Genomic DNA, 15,582 nt, shown 5'->3' with positions numbered 1-15,582 from the left:
GTGGAGCCGTCCCCACCCCTACAACCTGAGGCGGACGGAGGGTCGGGACCTGGGGCCGATCCGCCGGGTACCCGTCCGCTCCTAGCGTGGAGTCATGACTCCGCCACCCTCTGGCCCCGTCTGCGCCGGTGCCTCGCAGTACGCGTCGTTCCCGACCTTCACCTCGTACGTACGGGCGCGTGGACCCGTGCTCCTGCGCACCGCGCGCTCCCTCACCGCGAACCCCTCGGACGCGGAGGACCTCCTCCAGACCGCGCTGGCCAAGACCTTCATGGCCTGGGAGCGGATCGAGGACCACCGGGCCCTGGACGGCTACGTCCGCCGCGCGCTGCTGAACACCCGTACGTCGCAGTGGCGCAAGCGCAAGGTCGACGAGTTCGTCTGCGAGGAGCTGCCCGAGCCGGTCGGCCTCCCGGAGCCGGACCCGGCCGAGCGGCAGGTGCTGCACGACGCGATGTGGCGCGCGGTCCTGAAGCTGCCGGAGCGGCAGCGCCAGATGGTGGTCCTGCGGTACTACGAGGACCTCAGCGAGGCCCAGACGGCCGAGGTGCTGGGGGTGTCGGTCGGGACGGTGAAGAGCGCGGTCTCCCGGGCGCTCGGGAAGCTCCGCGAGGACCCGGAGCTGACGCCCGTGCGGTAGGCGCGACGGTCGGTCGTCGGGTCCCGCCAGCAACCACTGGCAATTTCCGTACTCTCGGGTAGTGACATACCGAGCGGTATGTGCGCAGAATCTCCACACCCCTTCTGCCACGTAGCGCCCACCGGGAGGACGCCCCGTGTACAGCACCATGCAGGACGTACAACTGACCGTGAGCCGCATCCTCCAACACGGGATGACGATCCACGGGAAGTCCACCATCACCACCTGGACGGGCGAGCCGGAGCCGCAGCGCCGCACGTTCGCGGAGGCCGGAGCACGCGCGCACCAGCTGGCCCACGCCCTGCGCGACGAACTCGGCGTCACCGGCGACCAGCGCGTCGCCACCCTGATGTGGAACAACTCGGAGCACGTCGAGGCGTACTTCGCGATCCCCTCCATGGGCGCGGTGCTCCACACCCTCAACCTCCGCCTGCCCGCCGAGCAGCTGGTGTGGATCGTCAACCACGCCGCCGACCGGGTCGTGATCGTCAACGGCTCCCTGCTCCCGCTCCTCGCCCCGCTGCTCCCGCACCTGCCGACGGTCGAGCACGTCGTCGTCGCGGGCCCGGGCGACCGCTCCCTCCTGGACGGCGCCGCCCCGCGCGTGCACGACTACGAGGAGCTGATCGCCGGCCGCCCGACCGCGTACGACTGGCCGGAGCTCGACGAGCGTTCGGCCGCCGCGATGTGCTACACCTCCGGCACCACCGGCGACCCCAAGGGCGTCGTCTACTCGCACCGCTCCATCTACCTGCACTCCATGCAGGTGAACATGGCCGAGTCGATGGGCCTCACCGCCAAGGACACGACCCTGGTCGTCGTCCCCCAGTTCCACGTCAACGCCTGGGGCCTGCCGCACGCCACCTTCATGACCGGCATCCACATGCTCATGCCGGACCGTTTCCTCCAGCCGGCCCCGCTCGCCGAGATGATCGAGCGCGAGAAGCCGACCCACGCGGCCGCCGTCCCCACCATCTGGCAGGGCCTGCTCGCCGAGGTCACCGCGAATCCCCGCGACCTGTCCTCCATGAAGCAGGTCACCATCGGCGGCGCGGCCTGTCCGCCCTCCCTGATGGAGGCGTACGACCGGCTCGGCGTCCGCCTCTGCCACGCCTGGGGCATGACCGAGACCTCCCCGCTGGGCACGATGGCCCACCCGCCGCACGGCCTCACGGCGGAGGAGGAGTGGCCGTACCGCGTCACGCAGGGACGTTTCCCCGCCGGTGTCGAGGCGCGCCTCGTCGGCCCCGGCGGCGAACACCTCCCCTGGGACGGCGAGTCGGCGGGCGAGCTGGAGGTGCGCGGCACCTGGATCGCGGGAGCGTACTTCGGCGGCATCGGCGCCGAGGAGATCCGCCCCGCCGACAAGTTCAGCGAGGACGGCTGGCTCAAGACCGGCGACGTCGGCGTGATCAGCCCGGACGGCTATCTCACCCTCACCGACCGTGCCAAGGACGTCATCAAGTCGGGCGGTGAGTGGATCTCCAGCGTCGAGCTGGAGAACGCCCTCATGGCGCACCCGGAGGTCGCCGAGGCCGCCGTCGTCGCGGTGCCGGACGAGAAGTGGGGCGAGCGCCCGCTCGCCACCGTCGTCCTCAAGGAGGGCGCGACGGCGGACTACGAGACGCTGAGGGCCTTCCTCGCCGACGAGGGCGGCATCGCCAAGTGGCAGCTGCCGGAGCGCTGGGCGATCGTGCCGGCGGTGCCGAAGACGAGCGTCGGCAAGTTCGACAAGAAGGTCATCCGCAGGCAGTACGCGGAGGGCGAGCTGGACGTGACGCAGCTGTAGCGGACCGGAACGGGGAGGGCGGAAGCCCTCCCCGTTCTAGTTGGTGCCGATCTTCGCGAGCAGGTCGACGATCCGCGCCTGGACCTCGGCGCTGTTCGACCGCTCGGCGAGGAACAGGACCGTCTCGCCGGAGTCGAGCTTCGGCAGCTCCTCCTCGACGAGGTCGGCCGAGGTGTAGACGACGAGCGGGGTGCGGTTCAACTGCCCGTTCGCGCGCAGCCAGTCGATGATCCCGGCCCGGCGGCGGCGCACCTGCATCAGGTCCATCACCACCAGGTTCGGCCGGGTCTCGGTGGCCAGCGCGACCGCCTCCGTGTCCGTGGCCGCCCGCGCGACCTGCATCCCGCGCCGCTCCAGGGTGGCCGCGAGCGCCTCCGCGATGGACTCGTGCTCCTCGATCAGCAGGACCCGGGACGGGTGCTGCTCGCTGTCGCGGGGCGCGAGCGCCTTGAGGAGCACGGCCGGGTCGGCGCCGTACGCCGCCTCCCGGGTCGCCTGCCCGAGGCCGGCCGCGAGCAGCACCGGCACCTCGGCGGCGACGGCGGCCTGACGCAGCGACTGGAGCGCGGTCCGGGTGATGGGCCCGGTCAGCGGGTCGACGAAGAGCGCGGCCGGGAAGGCGGCGATCTGGGCGTCCACCTCCTCGCGGGAGTGCACGATCACCGGCCGGTAGCCGCGGTCGCTCAGCGCCTGCTGGGTGGAGACGTCGGGCGCGGGCCAGACGAGCAGCCGGCGCGGGTTGTCGAGGGGCTCCGGGGGCAGCTCGTCGTCGACGGGGCGCGGGGCGGGCCGGTTGGCGACCTCGACCGCACCGCCCGGGCCGTCGAGCGGCTCAGGGCCCTCGGCGGAACCCTCGGCGGGCGCTCCTATGGCGTACGCCCGGCCCTCGGCCGGGGTGTCGTGCTGCGAAGGGGCCGGCGCCGTCGGCTGCGGATGCGGCCGGGCCTCGGCCGGCGCGGGAAGCGGGGCCGGGACGGGCGGGTCGACCTCGGGCGGGGTGGCGAGCCTGCGCCGCCGCCCCGAGCCGTTGGAGGGCGCGGCGGGGGCGGCCGGAGGGGCCGCGGGAGCCGTCGGAGGGACGAAGGGGACGCCCTGCCCGAGAGTGCGGACGCTGAACGCCCGGCCCTGGGTGGAGTCCTTCGACATGGGCATCGGCATCGGCAGCTCGGGCGGCAGCGGTACGGAGCCGGTGCCCGTCCCGGTGCCGGCACCGTTCACCGGCAGGGGCCGCGGCTGCGGCGCGGGGGCCTGCTGCGGCGCGGGCTCCGGGGTGTGCGGAGGCGTGGGCTGCGGCGTCTGCTCCGGCAGCGGGGCCTTCACGGCCCGGCGTCGACCGGTCGGCTCGGCCGTCGTCGTCGCCGTCGCCTCGGGCTGCGGCTGTACGTGCGGATGGGGCTGCGGCGGCGTGTGGTCGGCGCCCGGGACGCCCCGTACGGCCTCGTGCTGCCCCTCGTCGGAGACCGGCAGCGGGCCGGCCGCGGGAGCGGCGGCCGGGAGCGCCGTCTCGGCGTCACGGTCGGCCTCGACGGGCCCGAGCGCGAACGGGGTGCGGGGCCCGGCCTCGGCCGCGGCGGCCCGCTCCTGCGCGGCGGCCAGCGCGCGCCGACGGCGGCCGCTCGGCCGCGCCGGGGCTTCCTCGGAAGGGGAGGCGACGGCGGGCAGGGCGCGGGCCAGGGCGGGAGCGCCCGTCGGCTCGACGGGGACGCCCTGCGGCGGCACGGCCGCGCCGAGCGCGGCACGCCCCTGCGCACCCTCGGCCGCGGTCACCACGGAGCCCTCGGCGGGCCGGCCCCGACGGCGCCCGGTGGGCTCCACGGGGGCGGAGGCACCCGGCGGGACGGGTACGCCGGGGGTCATGGGGAGGGCGGGGGCACCCGGCGGGACGGGCGCGCCGGGGGACACCGCGAGGGCGGACTCCACCGGGCCGTTCTGCTGGGCGGGGATCAGCTCGGCGGGACCGGCGGCCCCTCCCGTACGGGCACGGCGGCGCCCGCTCGGCTCCGCACCGCCCTCGGGCGCGACCGCGCTCTCCAGGAAGGCGTCCGTCGAACCGCGCCGGGCCCGCCGCCGCCCCCCGCCGGGGGCCTCGGGACCGGGGTCGGCCGCCGGAATCCCGGCCGGAGCCACGACGGTGCCGGAACCCGCGACCGTGCCGCCGCCGGGGGCCGTCCCACCGGGAGCCGCGACGGACAGCGAGTCGGCGGACGACGGCGATGCGGTGCCCTGCGCGGAACCCAGGGCCTTCGGCGCCCCGGCGACGGGGCTCCCGGCCACCGGGCCCGAGGCCTGGGCGGGGAGTGCGAGGGCCTCGCGTGCGCCCGTGGGCGCGTCGCCCGGCGCGGGCGCCGGGACCGTGCCCCGACCGGCTCCGAGCGGCACCTCGAGCACGTACGCGCCGCCGCTCGTCCCCGGCACCTCGTGGGTCTGCACGACACCGCCGTGCGCCGCCACGATGCCGCGCACGACGGGCCCGTGCACCGGGTCGCCGCCCGCGTACGGGCCGCGGACCTCGATGCGTACGACGTCACCGCGCTGTGCGGCCGCGACGACGATCGTGGAGTCGCTCGGGGTCCGCTCGGCCTTGCTCTTGCCGGTCGCGTCGACGCCGGCGACGTCCGCGACGAGGTGCGCGAGCGCGGTCGTCAGCCGGGCCGCGTCCACCTCCGCCTCGATGGGCGGGGCGTGCACGGCGAACTGGGCGCGGCCGGGCCCGATCAGCTCCACGGCGCCGTCGATGCCGCCGGACACGATCCCGTCGAGCAGCACGACGGCCTTGTCCAGCTTCTCCGCGCCGGCGTCGAGCCGCTGGTAGCCGAGGACGTTGTCGACGAGCGCGGTCATCCGGGCGTACCCGGCGGCCAGGTGGTGCAGGACCTGGTTGGCCTCCGGCCACAGCTGCCCGGCGTCGTCGGCGGCGAGGGTGCCCAGCTGGGTGCGCAGCTCCTCCAGGGGGCCGCGCAGCGACTCGGCGAGGACGGCGGTCAGCTGCTCGTGACGGGCGGCCAGGGAGGTGTACTTCTCCGCCTGCGCCTCGCGCTCCGCCGCGTGCCGCTCGGCCAGGTCGGCGAGCTCGGCGGCGTGCTTCTCGACGAGCTCCTCGTACGGCCTGCGGTCGGTGAAGGTCATCACCGCGCCGACGAGCTGGTCGCCGTCCCGTACCGGAGCGGTCGTCAGGTCGACCGGCACGCGGTCGCCCTTCTTCGCCCACAGGACCTGCCCCCGGACCCGGTGCTTGCGGCCGGACTTGAGGGTGTCGGCGAGCGGCGACTCCTCGTACGGGAAGGGCTCGCCGTCGGCGCGCTTGGCGAGGATCAGCGGGTGCAGCTCCTGGCCGCCGAGCTCGCCGGCGCGGTAGCCGAGGATCTGCGCGGCGGCGGGGTTCACGAGGACGACCCGGCCGTCCGTGTCGGTGCCCACGACGCCCTCGGCCGCGGCGCGCAGGATCATCTCGGTCTGCCGCTGCGAGCGGGCGAGTTCGGCCTCGGTGTCGAGGGTGCCGGTGAGGTCGCGCACGACGAGCATGAGCAGCTCGTCGCCGGTGTAGCCGCCGTACGAGTCGTAGGCCTCGCGGCCGTCCTCCAGGCTGGCGCTGGTCACCTCGACGGGGAACTCGGAGCCGTCCGTGCGGCGGGCGATCATCCGGGTCGGCTTGGTGCGGCCCCGCTCGTCGGCGCCGTCGGGGCGGCGCATGGAGCCCGGGATGAGCCGCGAGTCGAAGGTGGGCAGCAGATCGAGCAGGCCGCGCCCGACGAGCGCGGTGCCCGGCGTCTCGAACATGCCGAGGGCGATGGTGTTGGCGTTGACGACCGTGCCGTTGCAGTTGACGAGCACGAGGCCGTCGGGGAGGGCGTCGAGTATGGCTGCGAGGCGAGCAGCGCCTCGGGATGGCCTGCTGCTCACGACGACGCTTCCTCCCTGACGCACTGCAACGTGCTTGCCCATCGGCCGGCCGGCCCCATCTTGCCCCGCGGGCCGCAGCCTGTCACTGAGGGGAGTCTAAGGGAGCCTCCGGGCGTCACCCCCGGACGAGGGGAAGCAATGGCTCCAGATTCTGCCAGCGGTCGATCTCGCACCCGTTTGTCCGGGAGAAGCCGGCGTTCACCTCGCGGCCCTGCCAGACGCCGGTGACGTGGCCGAGGGCGGGCCCGCCGTACACCTGGGTGCACATCTGGTCCCGGGGGACGGGCCGGAACGGATCGCCGCCCTCCTTCGCCAGCTGCCCCAGGCGCCTGCAGGCGTCCTCGGCGGCCGGGTGATCGCCCTCGGCACGGTCGCCGCAGGTCAGCCGGAAGGTGCCGTCGGCGCGCGGGTCGCCGCTCTTCTCGACCGTGACGGTCAGCGTGTCGGGCGACGAGAACAGCGCCGGCGGCAGGGGGCCGAGACCGGCGGTCCCGACGGCGGCGGTGGCGAGGGTCGCGAGGACGAGACTGCGCAGCATGCGGATCTCCAGGTGCACGGGAAGCACGACGAGCGCGGATGCACGACGCGCCCGCCCCCTCTAACGCTCCGGGCGCCCCCGCGTTGCGCAAGCGGGGTGCGCCGGGCGGGGGTGACGGGAACGGCACGGGGGGTCCGCTGGGCTTTGCCCTGGACCCCGGAGGACTAGTACGGTGAGAATCGATTGGTGACAGCCGGTTCGCCTGTGTCATCATCTGCACGCACCACCCGCGCATGCGTGAGGTGCGAGGAGGCGTCGCCTAGTCCGGTCTATGGCGCCGCACTGCTAATGCGGTTTGGGTCTTAAAGCCCATCGAGGGTTCAAATCCCTCCGCCTCCGCCCCTACCGAAGCCCCGGCCCCGAAGCCGGGGCTTCGGCCGTTCCCGGCCCGGTCTCCGAGCGCGCTCCCCGCCTTCGCCCCTCGATGATGTGACCCCGGTCTCTTTCCAGGGATTTCCACCCCGCCCGCCCCCACCGTGACGGCTCCCCCGCCGACCCCCGCCCCACCCCCTCCGTGGAGTTTTCGCAGGTCACAAGGGGTGAGGGGAATGGATTTCACATGACGGCGGGACTCATGTAATGTTCTTCCTGTCGCCGGGACAGCGGGCCGAAAGGGCCGGAGAACGGAGACAAGAACTGAAAACAAGCACTCGTAGCTTAACGGATAGAGCATCTGACTACGGATCAGAAGGTTGCAGGTTCGAATCCTGCCGAGTGCACACAGATCAGAGGCCCCCTGGACATCGTCCAGGGGGCCTCTGGCATCAGCGGGTGACATCAACGTCCTGTCGCTGGAACTCCGGGCCGGCTCAGAAGCCGCTGCAAGTGGCTGCTGCTGATGGCCCCGAGGCAGTGGCCGTCTTTGGCGGGTCGTCGTCCACGGCCACCGAGCACGTGGCGGTGCCTCCTGATCCGCTGAGGCTGATGAGCAGCGATCCGCCCTTCATGAAGCCCTTCGTCTTCAGGGTCTTCCGCCACGGCAGCTTCTTGACGGTTTCGGATCTTGTGGAGATGCCGTCGTCGTTCCAGACGGAGTAGGCGATGGTCACGTCTCGCGCGTTGCCGGTGACTGCGTACTCCACGGTGACGTCCTTCGACACCTCGTGGGAGATGCCGGCGATGATGGCTACGCACCCTCCTGCCGCTAGCAGGACCAGGATGAGAAGCACCCATGGCCACTTCCGCCGCTTCCTTCTTGGCGGAGCTGCTCCATAAGGGGCGCCACCAACCGGCGGATGCTCCCGGCCGGCCCCCGTGCGGGGCTGCTGCGCGCCCTGCCCCCACGGCTGCTGATACGGATCTGGGCGGGGCTCCTGCCCCGAGGGGGGTTCGTTCATTTCCTCAGGGTCGGACCACGCGCTCCGGCGCGCGACTCCGCTCCCGGCTTCCGGCGTCCGTTCGCCTGATGTGCCGAGAGCGGGTCGGTCGTCCCTCATCGGTTTCCGGAGTGGGGTCAGGCCGTGGCCTCGACCGGGGTGGGGCGGTGGTTCAGGACGCGGCGGGGGCGGGTGCGGAGGCCGAGCTTCGGGTGGGCCACGCCCCAGGCCGCGCCCTTGCAGATCAGTTCCTTGTAGCCGGCGGCGAGCCGGCCCGTCAGGGCGGCGCGGACGGAGCGGTCGTCGGCGGTGACGTACTGGATCAGGCCTTCCCTGCGGCCCAGCGAGATGCACTGGTTGAAGTAGCGCAGGTGGGCCTTCGGGACCTTGCCGCCGGTGAGGCGGGCCGCGATGGCGTCGGCCGCCTGCCAGGCCATGGGGGTGCCCGTGGCGCACGACATCCGCAGCGGCTTGTCGCCCGGGCCCATGGCCAGGGCCGCGTCGCCGACGGCGTACACGTCCGGGTGCGAGACCGAGCGCATCGTCCCGTCGACCACGATCTGGCCGTTGCCGGTGACCTCCAGGGTGGTGGCGCGCGCGATCGGGTGGACGGCGAAGCCGGTGGTCCACACGGTGACCGCGGCCGGGACCGGGCCGTCGGCGGTGAGGACGCGGTCCGCCTCGACCGCGGTGACCGCCGTGTGTTCGAGTGCGGTGATGCCGAGGCCGGCGAAGACCTTCCGTACGTGCCGCCGGCCCTTGTCCGAGAGCCAGTCGCCGAGTTCGCCGCGGGCGGCGAGCGTGACGGCGAGGTCCGGGCGGGCCTCGGCGATCTCGGTCGCGGCCTCCAGGCCGGTGAGGCCGCCGCCGACGACGACCACGGACTGTCCGGCCTCCAGGGCGGCCAGGCGCTCGCGCAGCCGGAGCGCCCCGGGGCGGCCGGCGATCTCGTGGGCGTGTTCGGCGGTGCCGGGGACGCCCCGGGTGTTCCAGCCGCTGCCGAGGGCGTACACGAGGGTGTCGTACTCCAGCTCCTCGGCGGTGTTCCCGGCGGTGACGGCGACGGTCCGGCGCTCGGCGTCGACGGCCGTCACCGTCGCCAGCTTCAGTTCGACGCCCGTTCCCGCGAACATCTCGCTGAAGGGCCGGTGCGGGAGCTCCTGGCCGACCGCCAGCTGGTGCAGCCGGACGCGCTCGACGAAGTCGGGCTCGGGGTTGACCAGGGTGATGGCGACGTCCTCGCGGTGGAGCTGCTTGGCGAGGCGTCCGGCGGCGATGGCTCCGGTGTAGCCGGCTCCGAGGACGATGATGCGGTGCTGCTGCATGTGCCTGCTCCTGTCTCGCGCGGTGTCGACCCTTGAACCGGGCAGCCCGACGATTCCTGACAGGCGCGGGATGTGACGTGGGTCACAGGAGTTAGAAGGCGGCTTCCACCAGGGGGGCGCCGTGGTCGGAGGCCGCCCAGTGCCTCGTCGCGCGTTCGAGCTTGTCGGGGTTCACCTGGTTGCGGAAGGCGGTGATGCCCTCGGCGGTGACCTCCAGGCACATGACGCCGACGACCCGGCCGTCGAGCACGGCCACGACGGCGGGGGAGCCGTTGGCGGTCGTCGCGTAGACGTCGGGCGAACCGCCGATCACCTTGCGCTTGGCGATGCCGGGCTTGAACAGGCCGCGCATGAACGTCGCGACCGCGAGGGCGCCCTCGAACGCCTTGGCGCGCGCCGGGACCTTGCCGCCGCCGTCGCCGATCGCGACGGCGTCGCCCGTGAGCAGCCGTACGAGCGGCTCGGTGCGGCCGCTGGTGGCGGCCGCGAGGAACTCCTCGACGATCCGGCGGGCCTCGGCCTCGTCGATCTCGGTGCGGGCCTTGCCGGCGGCGACGTGTTTCTTCGCGCGGTGGAAGATCTGCTGGCTGGCGGCCTCGGTGATGTCGAGGATCTCGGCGATCTCCCGGTGCGGGTAGTCGAAGGCCTCCCGCAGCACGTACACCGCGCGCTCGTTGGGGGAGAGGCGCTCCATGACGGCGAGGACCGCGTACGAGACCGATTCGCGCTGCTCGGCGGTGTCGGCGGGGCCGAGCATCGGGTCGCCGGCGAGGAGCGGCTCGGGCAGCCACTCGCCGACGTAGGTCTCGCGCCGGGCGCGGGCCGAGGTGAGCTGGTTGAGGCAGAGGTTGGTGAGGACCTTCGTCAGCCAGGCCTCGGGGACCTCGACGCGGTCGACGTCGGCGGCCTGCCAGCGCAGGAAGGTGTCCTGCACGGCGTCCTCGGCCTCGCTCGCCGAGCCGAGGAGGCGGTAGGCGATCGCCTCCAGGCGGGGCCGGGAGGCCTCGAACCGGTCCACGTCGTTCATGGTCAGAGCCATGGTCCGGATCCTAGTCCGGGTGGATGCGCGGCGGCAGGCCCGCAGGACCGTAGCGGGCTTTCCCGGGCGGGGGTTAGGGTCGGATGATCTTTCTTTCTCATCGGATGTGGGGGTTTGGGGCATGGCGCTCTTCGGGAACGCGCACGCGATCGATCCGGCGCAGGCGCAGCAGGACTTCGCGCGGCTGCTCGGCCAGGGAGAACAGGTGCACGCCGCGTACCTGCTGATCCGCGACACGATCTTCTTCACCGACCGGCGGCTCGTCCTGGTCGACAAGCAGGGGATCACCGGCAAGAAGGTCGAGTACCACTCGATCCCCTACCGGAGCATCACGCACTTCGCCGTCGAGACGGCCGGCACCTTCGACCTGGACGCCGAGCTGAAGATCTGGATCTCGGGCAGCCAGCTGCCGATCCAGAAGACCTTCACCAAGGGGGTCGACATCTACGAGGTGCAGGCGATCCTCACGCAGTTCGTCGCCAAGTAGGCAGACGGAGCCGGGCGGACGTAGCCGGGCACACGGAGGGGAGGGTTCTCGGCAGACTCGCCGAGAACCCTCCCCTTTTGGGTGAACCTGTCTGATTTGCATGTCAGTTGAATATGCCCTCGGCCTAGCTTGCGAGGCGGAGGTGATGATCGATGGATGCGATCGACATCGATGACCTGGTGCACGCCGCCACCGGAGCGCCCCTGCGGCGGCTGACCGCGCCGGACGGGACCCACTGGTTCCCGGTGGTGGACGTGGCGAAGCGCCTCGGATACGCGGGGACGCGGGAGGCGCTGCGGACCGTGACCCTGCCCGAGGAGTGCCTCGCGGCCGCACGGGAGCTCGGCGGGGGCGAAGTCGGGGGCACGGGGTACCCCGGCCGGTCCACCGGGATCCGGGCGTCGACCCGGATGGTGAGCCTGGAGGGACTCGTGCAGCTCGTCGGAGCGTGCCGGAGACCCGAGGCCGGGCCGTTCCGGGCGTGGACGGCGGGAGTCGTGGCCGCGGTCCAGCGGTACGGCGGGTACGGGCTCGAACCCTCGCCGGTGCACGCCGGGTTCCTGCTGCCGCCGGAGCTCGTCGACGTCCTCGTACGGCTCGAGGGACGGTTCGACGAGCAGGCCGTCGCGTACGTCGAGCACACCGAGTACGCGGAGCTGCTCCGCGAGACCCGGCAGAGCCTCTCCAGGGTCGCCGACTCCCTGGAGCGGCTCGCCGTGCCCCGCCAGCGCACCGGCGCCGCCGTCGCCCTCACGCCGCAGGAGCTCGTGGAGTCCTGGGCCATCACCGGGGACATGCGGACGGTCGCCTCCTGCCTGGCGCCCGCGCTCGTACGGGGCGGGGTGCGCTACCGGCCCCAGGACGTCACCCGCCGCACCGGCCTCTCCGGCGAACGCGTCCGGGACTGCGTCCGGCTCCTCCTCGAACGCGGCTGCATGCGCGAGGTGGGCACCCCGGCCCCGGACGGCACCCGCATCTACGTCCTGCCCTGACGCGTACGGCCTGTCCTGACGTGCCGCCGCGGGCCCGGGCCTTCACGCGCCGGCCGGCCCCACCGCCACCACCTGGTACGCGTCCGCGTACACGATCCGGCCCGGGTCCGCCGACTCCAGGCGCACGCAGGGCACGCCGTGGTCCCGCAGGATGCGCAGGTACGGGGCGACCCGGGCCAGCGCCTCGGTGGCCGTCGGCCGGAACCAGGCGGCGGCGCCCGGGTTCACCGCCGGGTCGTAGACCGTCGGGTCCACCGCCGACGGGTTCGGGAAGTGCGCGTCGTACCAGTCGTTCGACGCGCGCCAGACCGCCCACTCCTCGGAGGAGAGTCTTCCCTCCCCGGCCAGCGCGTTGGCCAGGCCGAAGACGCCGGGGTGGTGGCCCCGGGGACTCCGGACCGGGGACTGGAAACGGATGTGACGGAGACTGGACGGCATCCGGGGAGCATAGGGAGGCGCGGCGGCGTGGAGTGGTGGTCTCGGGGGATCGACTGGGCCGGCGGAGTGCCCGGGCTGCGGTGGCGGGGCGGACGCGTCAGCACGCTCGCGTACGGGCAGCGGCTCGCCTTCCGGGCCGTCGGCGTCCGGCGGTGCCCCGGCGCCCGGGGAAACCCCTGCCCCCTGGAGGCCGTCGTGCCCGGCCGGTCCACCGGCGGGCGGTGCCCGGAGTGCGCGCGGCTCGACCGGGCCCACTCCGTCGCGGCCGACACCGTCGCGGACGACCCTCAGCCGTACCGCGTCTACCTGGCCTGGTTCGGGCCCGGGATGACCAAGGTCGGGATCACCGCCGAGGCCCGTGGCGAGGCCCGGCTCCTGGAGCAGGGGGCCGTCGCGTTCAGCTGGCTCGGCCGGGGCCCGCTGATGGCCGCCCGGCGCACCGAGGAGGTGCTGCGGCAGGCCCTCGGCGTGCCCGACCGGGTGGCGTACGAGCGCAAGCGGGCCGCCCGGCACGCCCTGCCGCCCGCCGGGGAGCGGGCCCGCGAGGTCGAGGAGCTGTACCGGCGCGCGCGGGCCGTCGGCGGCTGGACGGAGACCCTGGAGCCGCTGGAGTTCGCCGCACGGGACCATGCGGGGGCGTTCCGGCTCGACGGGCTGCCGCGCCTCGACGGCACGGTCGCCGAGCTCGTCGGCGGCGGCGTCGTCACCGGGCGGCTGCTCGCCGCCGCCGGGCCCGACCTGCACCTCCTCGCCCCCGACGGGCGCTGCCTCGTCCTCGACACCCGGCTCATGCGCGGCTGGATCCTGGAGGCCGCGGGGGAGGAGGAGGGCTTCTCGGTGCCGGTGACGGCGGCGGTTCCGGGGGTCGAGAGCGCCCAGGAGGGGCTCTTCTGACCTCCGCATCCGCCCTGGTTCGTGGTCGGGCGGTCTTCGTAAAGTCTTGGATCCCTTTCCCGGGGCGCCGTGGACATCCCGCCGCCGCCCCGGCGAGGGTGATCACATGACCCAGAAGCTCGTGGCGGGCATCGAACCGCCCTACTACACCGCCGTGTTCACCTCCGTCCGTACCGACGCCCCCGAGGGCTACGCCGAGACCTCCACCCGGATGCAGGAGATCGTCCGGGACATCCCCGGCTTCCTCGGCTACGAGAGCGCCCGCACCCCCGGCGGCATCGGCATCACCGTCGCCTACTTCCGTGACCTGGAGTCCCTCGACGCCTGGCGCCTCGACACCGAGCACCAGGCCGCCAAGGCGTACGGGCGGGAGCACTGGTACGACAGCTACAGCGTCCACATCGGCAAGGTCGAGCGGAGCTACGGCTTTGAGCGAGAGTGACGCCACTCCGGCCCGCGACATCCCGGCCCTTGCCACTCCGGCCCGCGACATCCCGGCCCTTGCCACTCCGGCCCTCGACATCCCGGCTCTGGTGGAGCGGCTCGGAATTCCCGGTCTCGTCGACGTGCACACGCACTTCATGCCGCAGAACGTCCTCGACAAGGTCTGGGCGTACTTCGACGCCGTCGGACCCCTCACCGGCGTGGAGTGGCCCATCACCTACCGCGAGGAGGAGGAGCGCCGGCTCGCCCTCCTGCGCGGGTTCGGCGTGGTCGCCTTCACCGCGATGCTCTACCCGCACAAGCCCGGCATGGCCGCCTGGCTGAACTCCTGGGCCGCCGACTTCGCGGCCCGCACCCCCGACTGTCTGCACACCGCGACCCTCTTCCCCGAGCCGGACGTCACCACGTACGTGCACCGGGCGCTCGACGCCGGCGCCCGGGTGTTCAAGGTGCACCTCCAGGTGGGCGGCTTCGACCCGACCGACATCGAACTCGACAGCTCCTGGGGAGCCCTCGCCGACAGCGGCACCCCCGTCGTCGTGCACTGCGGCTCCGGGCCCACCCCGGGGAACTTCACCGGGCCCGGGCCCATGGGGCGGCTGCTCGCGCGGCACCCGAGGCTGCGGGTGATCGTCGCGCACATGGGGATGCCCGAATACGGCGACTTCCTGAACCTGGCCCAGCGGTACGAGGGCGTCCACCTCGACACCACCATGGCCTTCACCGACTTCAGCGAGCGGCTCGCGCCCTTCCCCGAAGCCGAGCGCAAGCGGCTCCTCGACCTCGGCGACCGGATCCTCCTCGGCTCGGACTTCCCGAACATCCCGTATCCGTACGCCCACCAGCTCCACGCCCTCGAACGCCTCGGGCTCGGGGACGACTGGCTCCGGCGGGTCCTGTACGAGAACGGTGCCGCGATGTTTCACGTGAAACGGTGAGCAGCCGAGTCCTTCGGGTCCTTTCTCAGGGAATTCACAGGAAAGGGAAAGAGGCCTCTCAGCGGCGGCCCCCACCGTGGGATCCATGACCGTGATCACGCGAAGCACCAGCGCCCGCACCGGCGCCCACGCCGACATGCTCCGCGCCGACGGGACCGCCGTCCGGGTCCTCGTCGTCGACGACGAGGCCTCGCTCGCCGAGCTGCTCTCCATGGCCCTGCGCTACGAGGGCTGGCAGGTCCGCAGCGCCGGGGACGGGGCCGCCGCCCTCCGCTCCGCGCGCGAGTTCCGGCCCGACGCCGTCATCCTCGACGTCATGCTCCCGGACGTCGACGGGCTGAGCCTGCTCGGCTCGATCCGCCGTGAACTGCCCGACGTGCCCGTGCTGTTCCTGACCGCGAAGGACGCCGTCGAGGACCGCATCGCCGGGCTCACCGCCGGCGGCGACGACTACGTCACGAAGCCCTTCAGCCTGGAGGAGGTCGTGGCCCGGCTGCGCGGCCTCATCCGCAGGTCCGGGGCCGCGCAGACGCGCAGCGAGTCACTGCTCGTCGTGGGGGACCTGACCCTCGACGAGGACAGCCACGAGGTCACCCGGGGCGGCGACTCCATCCACCTCACGGCGACCGAGTTCGAGCTGCTGCGCTACCTCATGCGCAATCCGCGGCGGGTGCTCAGCAAGGCGCAGATCCTCGACCGGGTCTGGTCGTACGACTTCGGCGGCCAGGCCAACGTCGTCGAGCTCTACATCTCCTACCTGCGCCGGAAGATCGACGCCGGCCGCTCGCCGATGATCCACACCCGGCGCGGGGCCGGCTATCTGATCAAGCCGGGGGAGTAGC

General features: G+C 73.2%; 14 protein-coding genes and 2 tRNA genes. 10 read left to right on the top strand and 6 right to left on the bottom strand.

Going from position 1 to position 15,582, the window contains the following annotated elements:
• Nucleotides 1-94: 94 nt before the first annotated feature.
• Both BLW86_RS18335 and BLW86_RS18330 read left to right on the top strand, forming a co-directional pair.
• Nucleotides 95-640: a SigE family RNA polymerase sigma factor gene (locus BLW86_RS18335; RefSeq protein ID WP_093875030.1), complete on the top strand. Its 546-nt coding sequence runs from the start codon at nucleotides 95-97 to the stop codon at nucleotides 638-640.
• Between the two features lie 136 nt (nucleotides 641-776).
• Entirely contained in the window at nucleotides 777-2,429 is a 1,653-nt protein-coding gene (locus tag BLW86_RS18330; protein WP_093875029.1) for a long-chain fatty acid--CoA ligase, read from the top strand.
• A gap of 36 nt (nucleotides 2,430-2,465) precedes the next feature.
• Here BLW86_RS18330 and BLW86_RS18325 read toward each other — a convergent pair whose 3' ends face one another.
• Together BLW86_RS18325 and BLW86_RS18320 are read right to left on the bottom strand one after the other, a co-directional pair.
• Nucleotides 2,466-6,329 carry a PAS domain-containing protein gene (locus BLW86_RS18325; protein ID WP_093875028.1) on the bottom strand — a complete coding sequence of 1,288 codons (3,864 nt, stop codon included), beginning with the start codon at nucleotides 6,327-6,329 and terminating at the stop codon, nucleotides 2,466-2,468.
• Nucleotides 6,330-6,444: 115 nt separating this feature from the next.
• The gene (locus BLW86_RS18320) at nucleotides 6,445-6,867 is read right to left on the bottom strand and encodes an SSI family serine proteinase inhibitor (protein WP_093875027.1); all 423 of its coding nucleotides are present in this window, start codon (nucleotides 6,865-6,867) and stop codon (nucleotides 6,445-6,447) included.
• Nucleotides 6,868-7,115: 248 nt separating this feature from the next.
• Here BLW86_RS18320 and BLW86_RS18315 point away from each other — a divergent pair.
• Nucleotides 7,116-7,206, top strand: a tRNA-Ser gene (locus tag BLW86_RS18315).
• 307 nt (nucleotides 7,207-7,513) lie between these two features.
• Nucleotides 7,514-7,586, top strand: a tRNA-Arg gene (locus BLW86_RS18310).
• Nucleotides 7,587-7,676: 90 nt separating this feature from the next.
• Here the strand turns inward: BLW86_RS18310 and BLW86_RS41540 are convergent.
• The 3 genes from BLW86_RS41540 to BLW86_RS18295 all read right to left on the bottom strand — a co-directional run bounded on the left by BLW86_RS41540 (nucleotide 7,677) and on the right by BLW86_RS18295 (nucleotide 10,547).
• A complete protein-coding gene (locus BLW86_RS41540) occupies nucleotides 7,677-8,036 on the bottom strand; it encodes a hypothetical protein (protein ID WP_143060260.1) in 360 nt (119 codons plus the stop codon).
• Between the two features lie 284 nt (nucleotides 8,037-8,320).
• A complete protein-coding gene (locus BLW86_RS18300) occupies nucleotides 8,321-9,508 on the bottom strand; it encodes an NAD(P)/FAD-dependent oxidoreductase (protein WP_093875025.1) in 1,188 nt (395 codons plus the stop codon).
• Nucleotides 9,509-9,599: 91 nt separating this feature from the next.
• Nucleotides 9,600-10,547: an RNA polymerase sigma-70 factor gene (locus BLW86_RS18295; protein ID WP_093875024.1), complete on the bottom strand. Its 948-nt coding sequence runs from the start codon at nucleotides 10,545-10,547 to the stop codon at nucleotides 9,600-9,602.
• Nucleotides 10,548-10,668: 121 nt separating this feature from the next.
• Between BLW86_RS18295 and BLW86_RS18290 the strand changes: the two genes are divergently transcribed.
• Nucleotides 10,669-11,034: a PH domain-containing protein gene (locus BLW86_RS18290; protein WP_030685515.1), complete on the top strand. Its 366-nt coding sequence runs from the start codon at nucleotides 10,669-10,671 to the stop codon at nucleotides 11,032-11,034.
• Nucleotides 11,035-11,186: 152 nt separating this feature from the next.
• Nucleotides 11,187-12,026 carry a BRO family protein gene (locus BLW86_RS18285; protein WP_093875023.1) on the top strand — a complete coding sequence of 280 codons (840 nt, stop codon included), beginning with the start codon at nucleotides 11,187-11,189 and terminating at the stop codon, nucleotides 12,024-12,026.
• Between the two features lie 42 nt (nucleotides 12,027-12,068).
• Here BLW86_RS18285 and BLW86_RS18280 read toward each other — a convergent pair whose 3' ends face one another.
• Nucleotides 12,069-12,464 carry a hypothetical protein gene (locus tag BLW86_RS18280; protein ID WP_093875022.1) on the bottom strand — a complete coding sequence of 132 codons (396 nt, stop codon included), beginning with the start codon at nucleotides 12,462-12,464 and terminating at the stop codon, nucleotides 12,069-12,071.
• Nucleotides 12,465-12,491: 27 nt separating this feature from the next.
• Here BLW86_RS18280 and BLW86_RS18275 point away from each other — a divergent pair, with 27 nt between their 5' ends.
• The 4 genes from BLW86_RS18275 to BLW86_RS18260 all read left to right on the top strand — a co-directional run bounded on the left by BLW86_RS18275 (nucleotide 12,492) and on the right by BLW86_RS18260 (nucleotide 15,581).
• Nucleotides 12,492-13,358 (top strand): DUF2797 domain-containing protein, encoded by an 867-nt coding sequence (locus BLW86_RS18275; RefSeq protein WP_093875021.1) that lies wholly within the window; start codon nucleotides 12,492-12,494, stop codon nucleotides 13,356-13,358.
• Between the two features lie 106 nt (nucleotides 13,359-13,464).
• Nucleotides 13,465-13,800, top strand: a complete 336-nt coding sequence (locus BLW86_RS18270; protein WP_093875020.1) for an antibiotic biosynthesis monooxygenase family protein — start codon at nucleotides 13,465-13,467, stop codon at nucleotides 13,798-13,800.
• 49 nt (nucleotides 13,801-13,849) lie between these two features.
• A complete protein-coding gene (locus tag BLW86_RS18265; protein ID WP_093878727.1) occupies nucleotides 13,850-14,740 on the top strand; it encodes an amidohydrolase family protein in 891 nt (296 codons plus the stop codon).
• An 85-nt stretch (nucleotides 14,741-14,825) separates the two neighbouring features.
• Nucleotides 14,826-15,581: a response regulator transcription factor gene (locus BLW86_RS18260; protein WP_093878726.1), complete on the top strand. Its 756-nt coding sequence runs from the start codon at nucleotides 14,826-14,828 to the stop codon at nucleotides 15,579-15,581.
• Nucleotide 15,582: the final 1 nt, after the last annotated feature.

Origin of the sequence: Streptomyces sp. TLI_105 (genome assembly GCF_900105415.1) — a bacterium.
Lineage (GTDB): Bacteria > Actinomycetota > Actinomycetes > Streptomycetales > Streptomycetaceae > Streptomyces.
Note: the sequence above shows the minus strand (reverse complement) of the source record. Positions and strands in the feature narration are given on the sequence as shown.

Coding starts and splice junctions, on each gene's coding strand:
- BLW86_RS18320 (WP_093875027.1), bottom strand. CDS start 6,867: ATGCTGCGCAGTCTCGTCCTCGCGACCCTCGCCACCGCCGCCGTCGGG.
- BLW86_RS18300 (WP_093875025.1), bottom strand. CDS start 9,508: ATGCAGCAGCACCGCATCATCGTCCTCGGAGCCGGCTACACCGGAGCC.
- BLW86_RS18285 (WP_093875023.1), top strand. CDS start 11,187: ATGGATGCGATCGACATCGATGACCTGGTGCACGCCGCCACCGGAGCG.
- BLW86_RS18280 (WP_093875022.1), bottom strand. CDS start 12,464: ATGCCGTCCAGTCTCCGTCACATCCGTTTCCAGTCCCCGGTCCGGAGT.
- BLW86_RS18260 (WP_093878726.1), top strand. CDS start 14,826: ATGACCGTGATCACGCGAAGCACCAGCGCCCGCACCGGCGCCCACGCC.
- BLW86_RS18295 (WP_093875024.1), bottom strand. CDS start 10,547: ATGGCTCTGACCATGAACGACGTGGACCGGTTCGAGGCCTCCCGGCCC.
- BLW86_RS18270 (WP_093875020.1), top strand. CDS start 13,465: ATGACCCAGAAGCTCGTGGCGGGCATCGAACCGCCCTACTACACCGCC.
- BLW86_RS18335 (WP_093875030.1), top strand. CDS start 95: ATGACTCCGCCACCCTCTGGCCCCGTCTGCGCCGGTGCCTCGCAGTAC.
- BLW86_RS18290 (WP_030685515.1), top strand. CDS start 10,669: ATGGCGCTCTTCGGGAACGCGCACGCGATCGATCCGGCGCAGGCGCAG.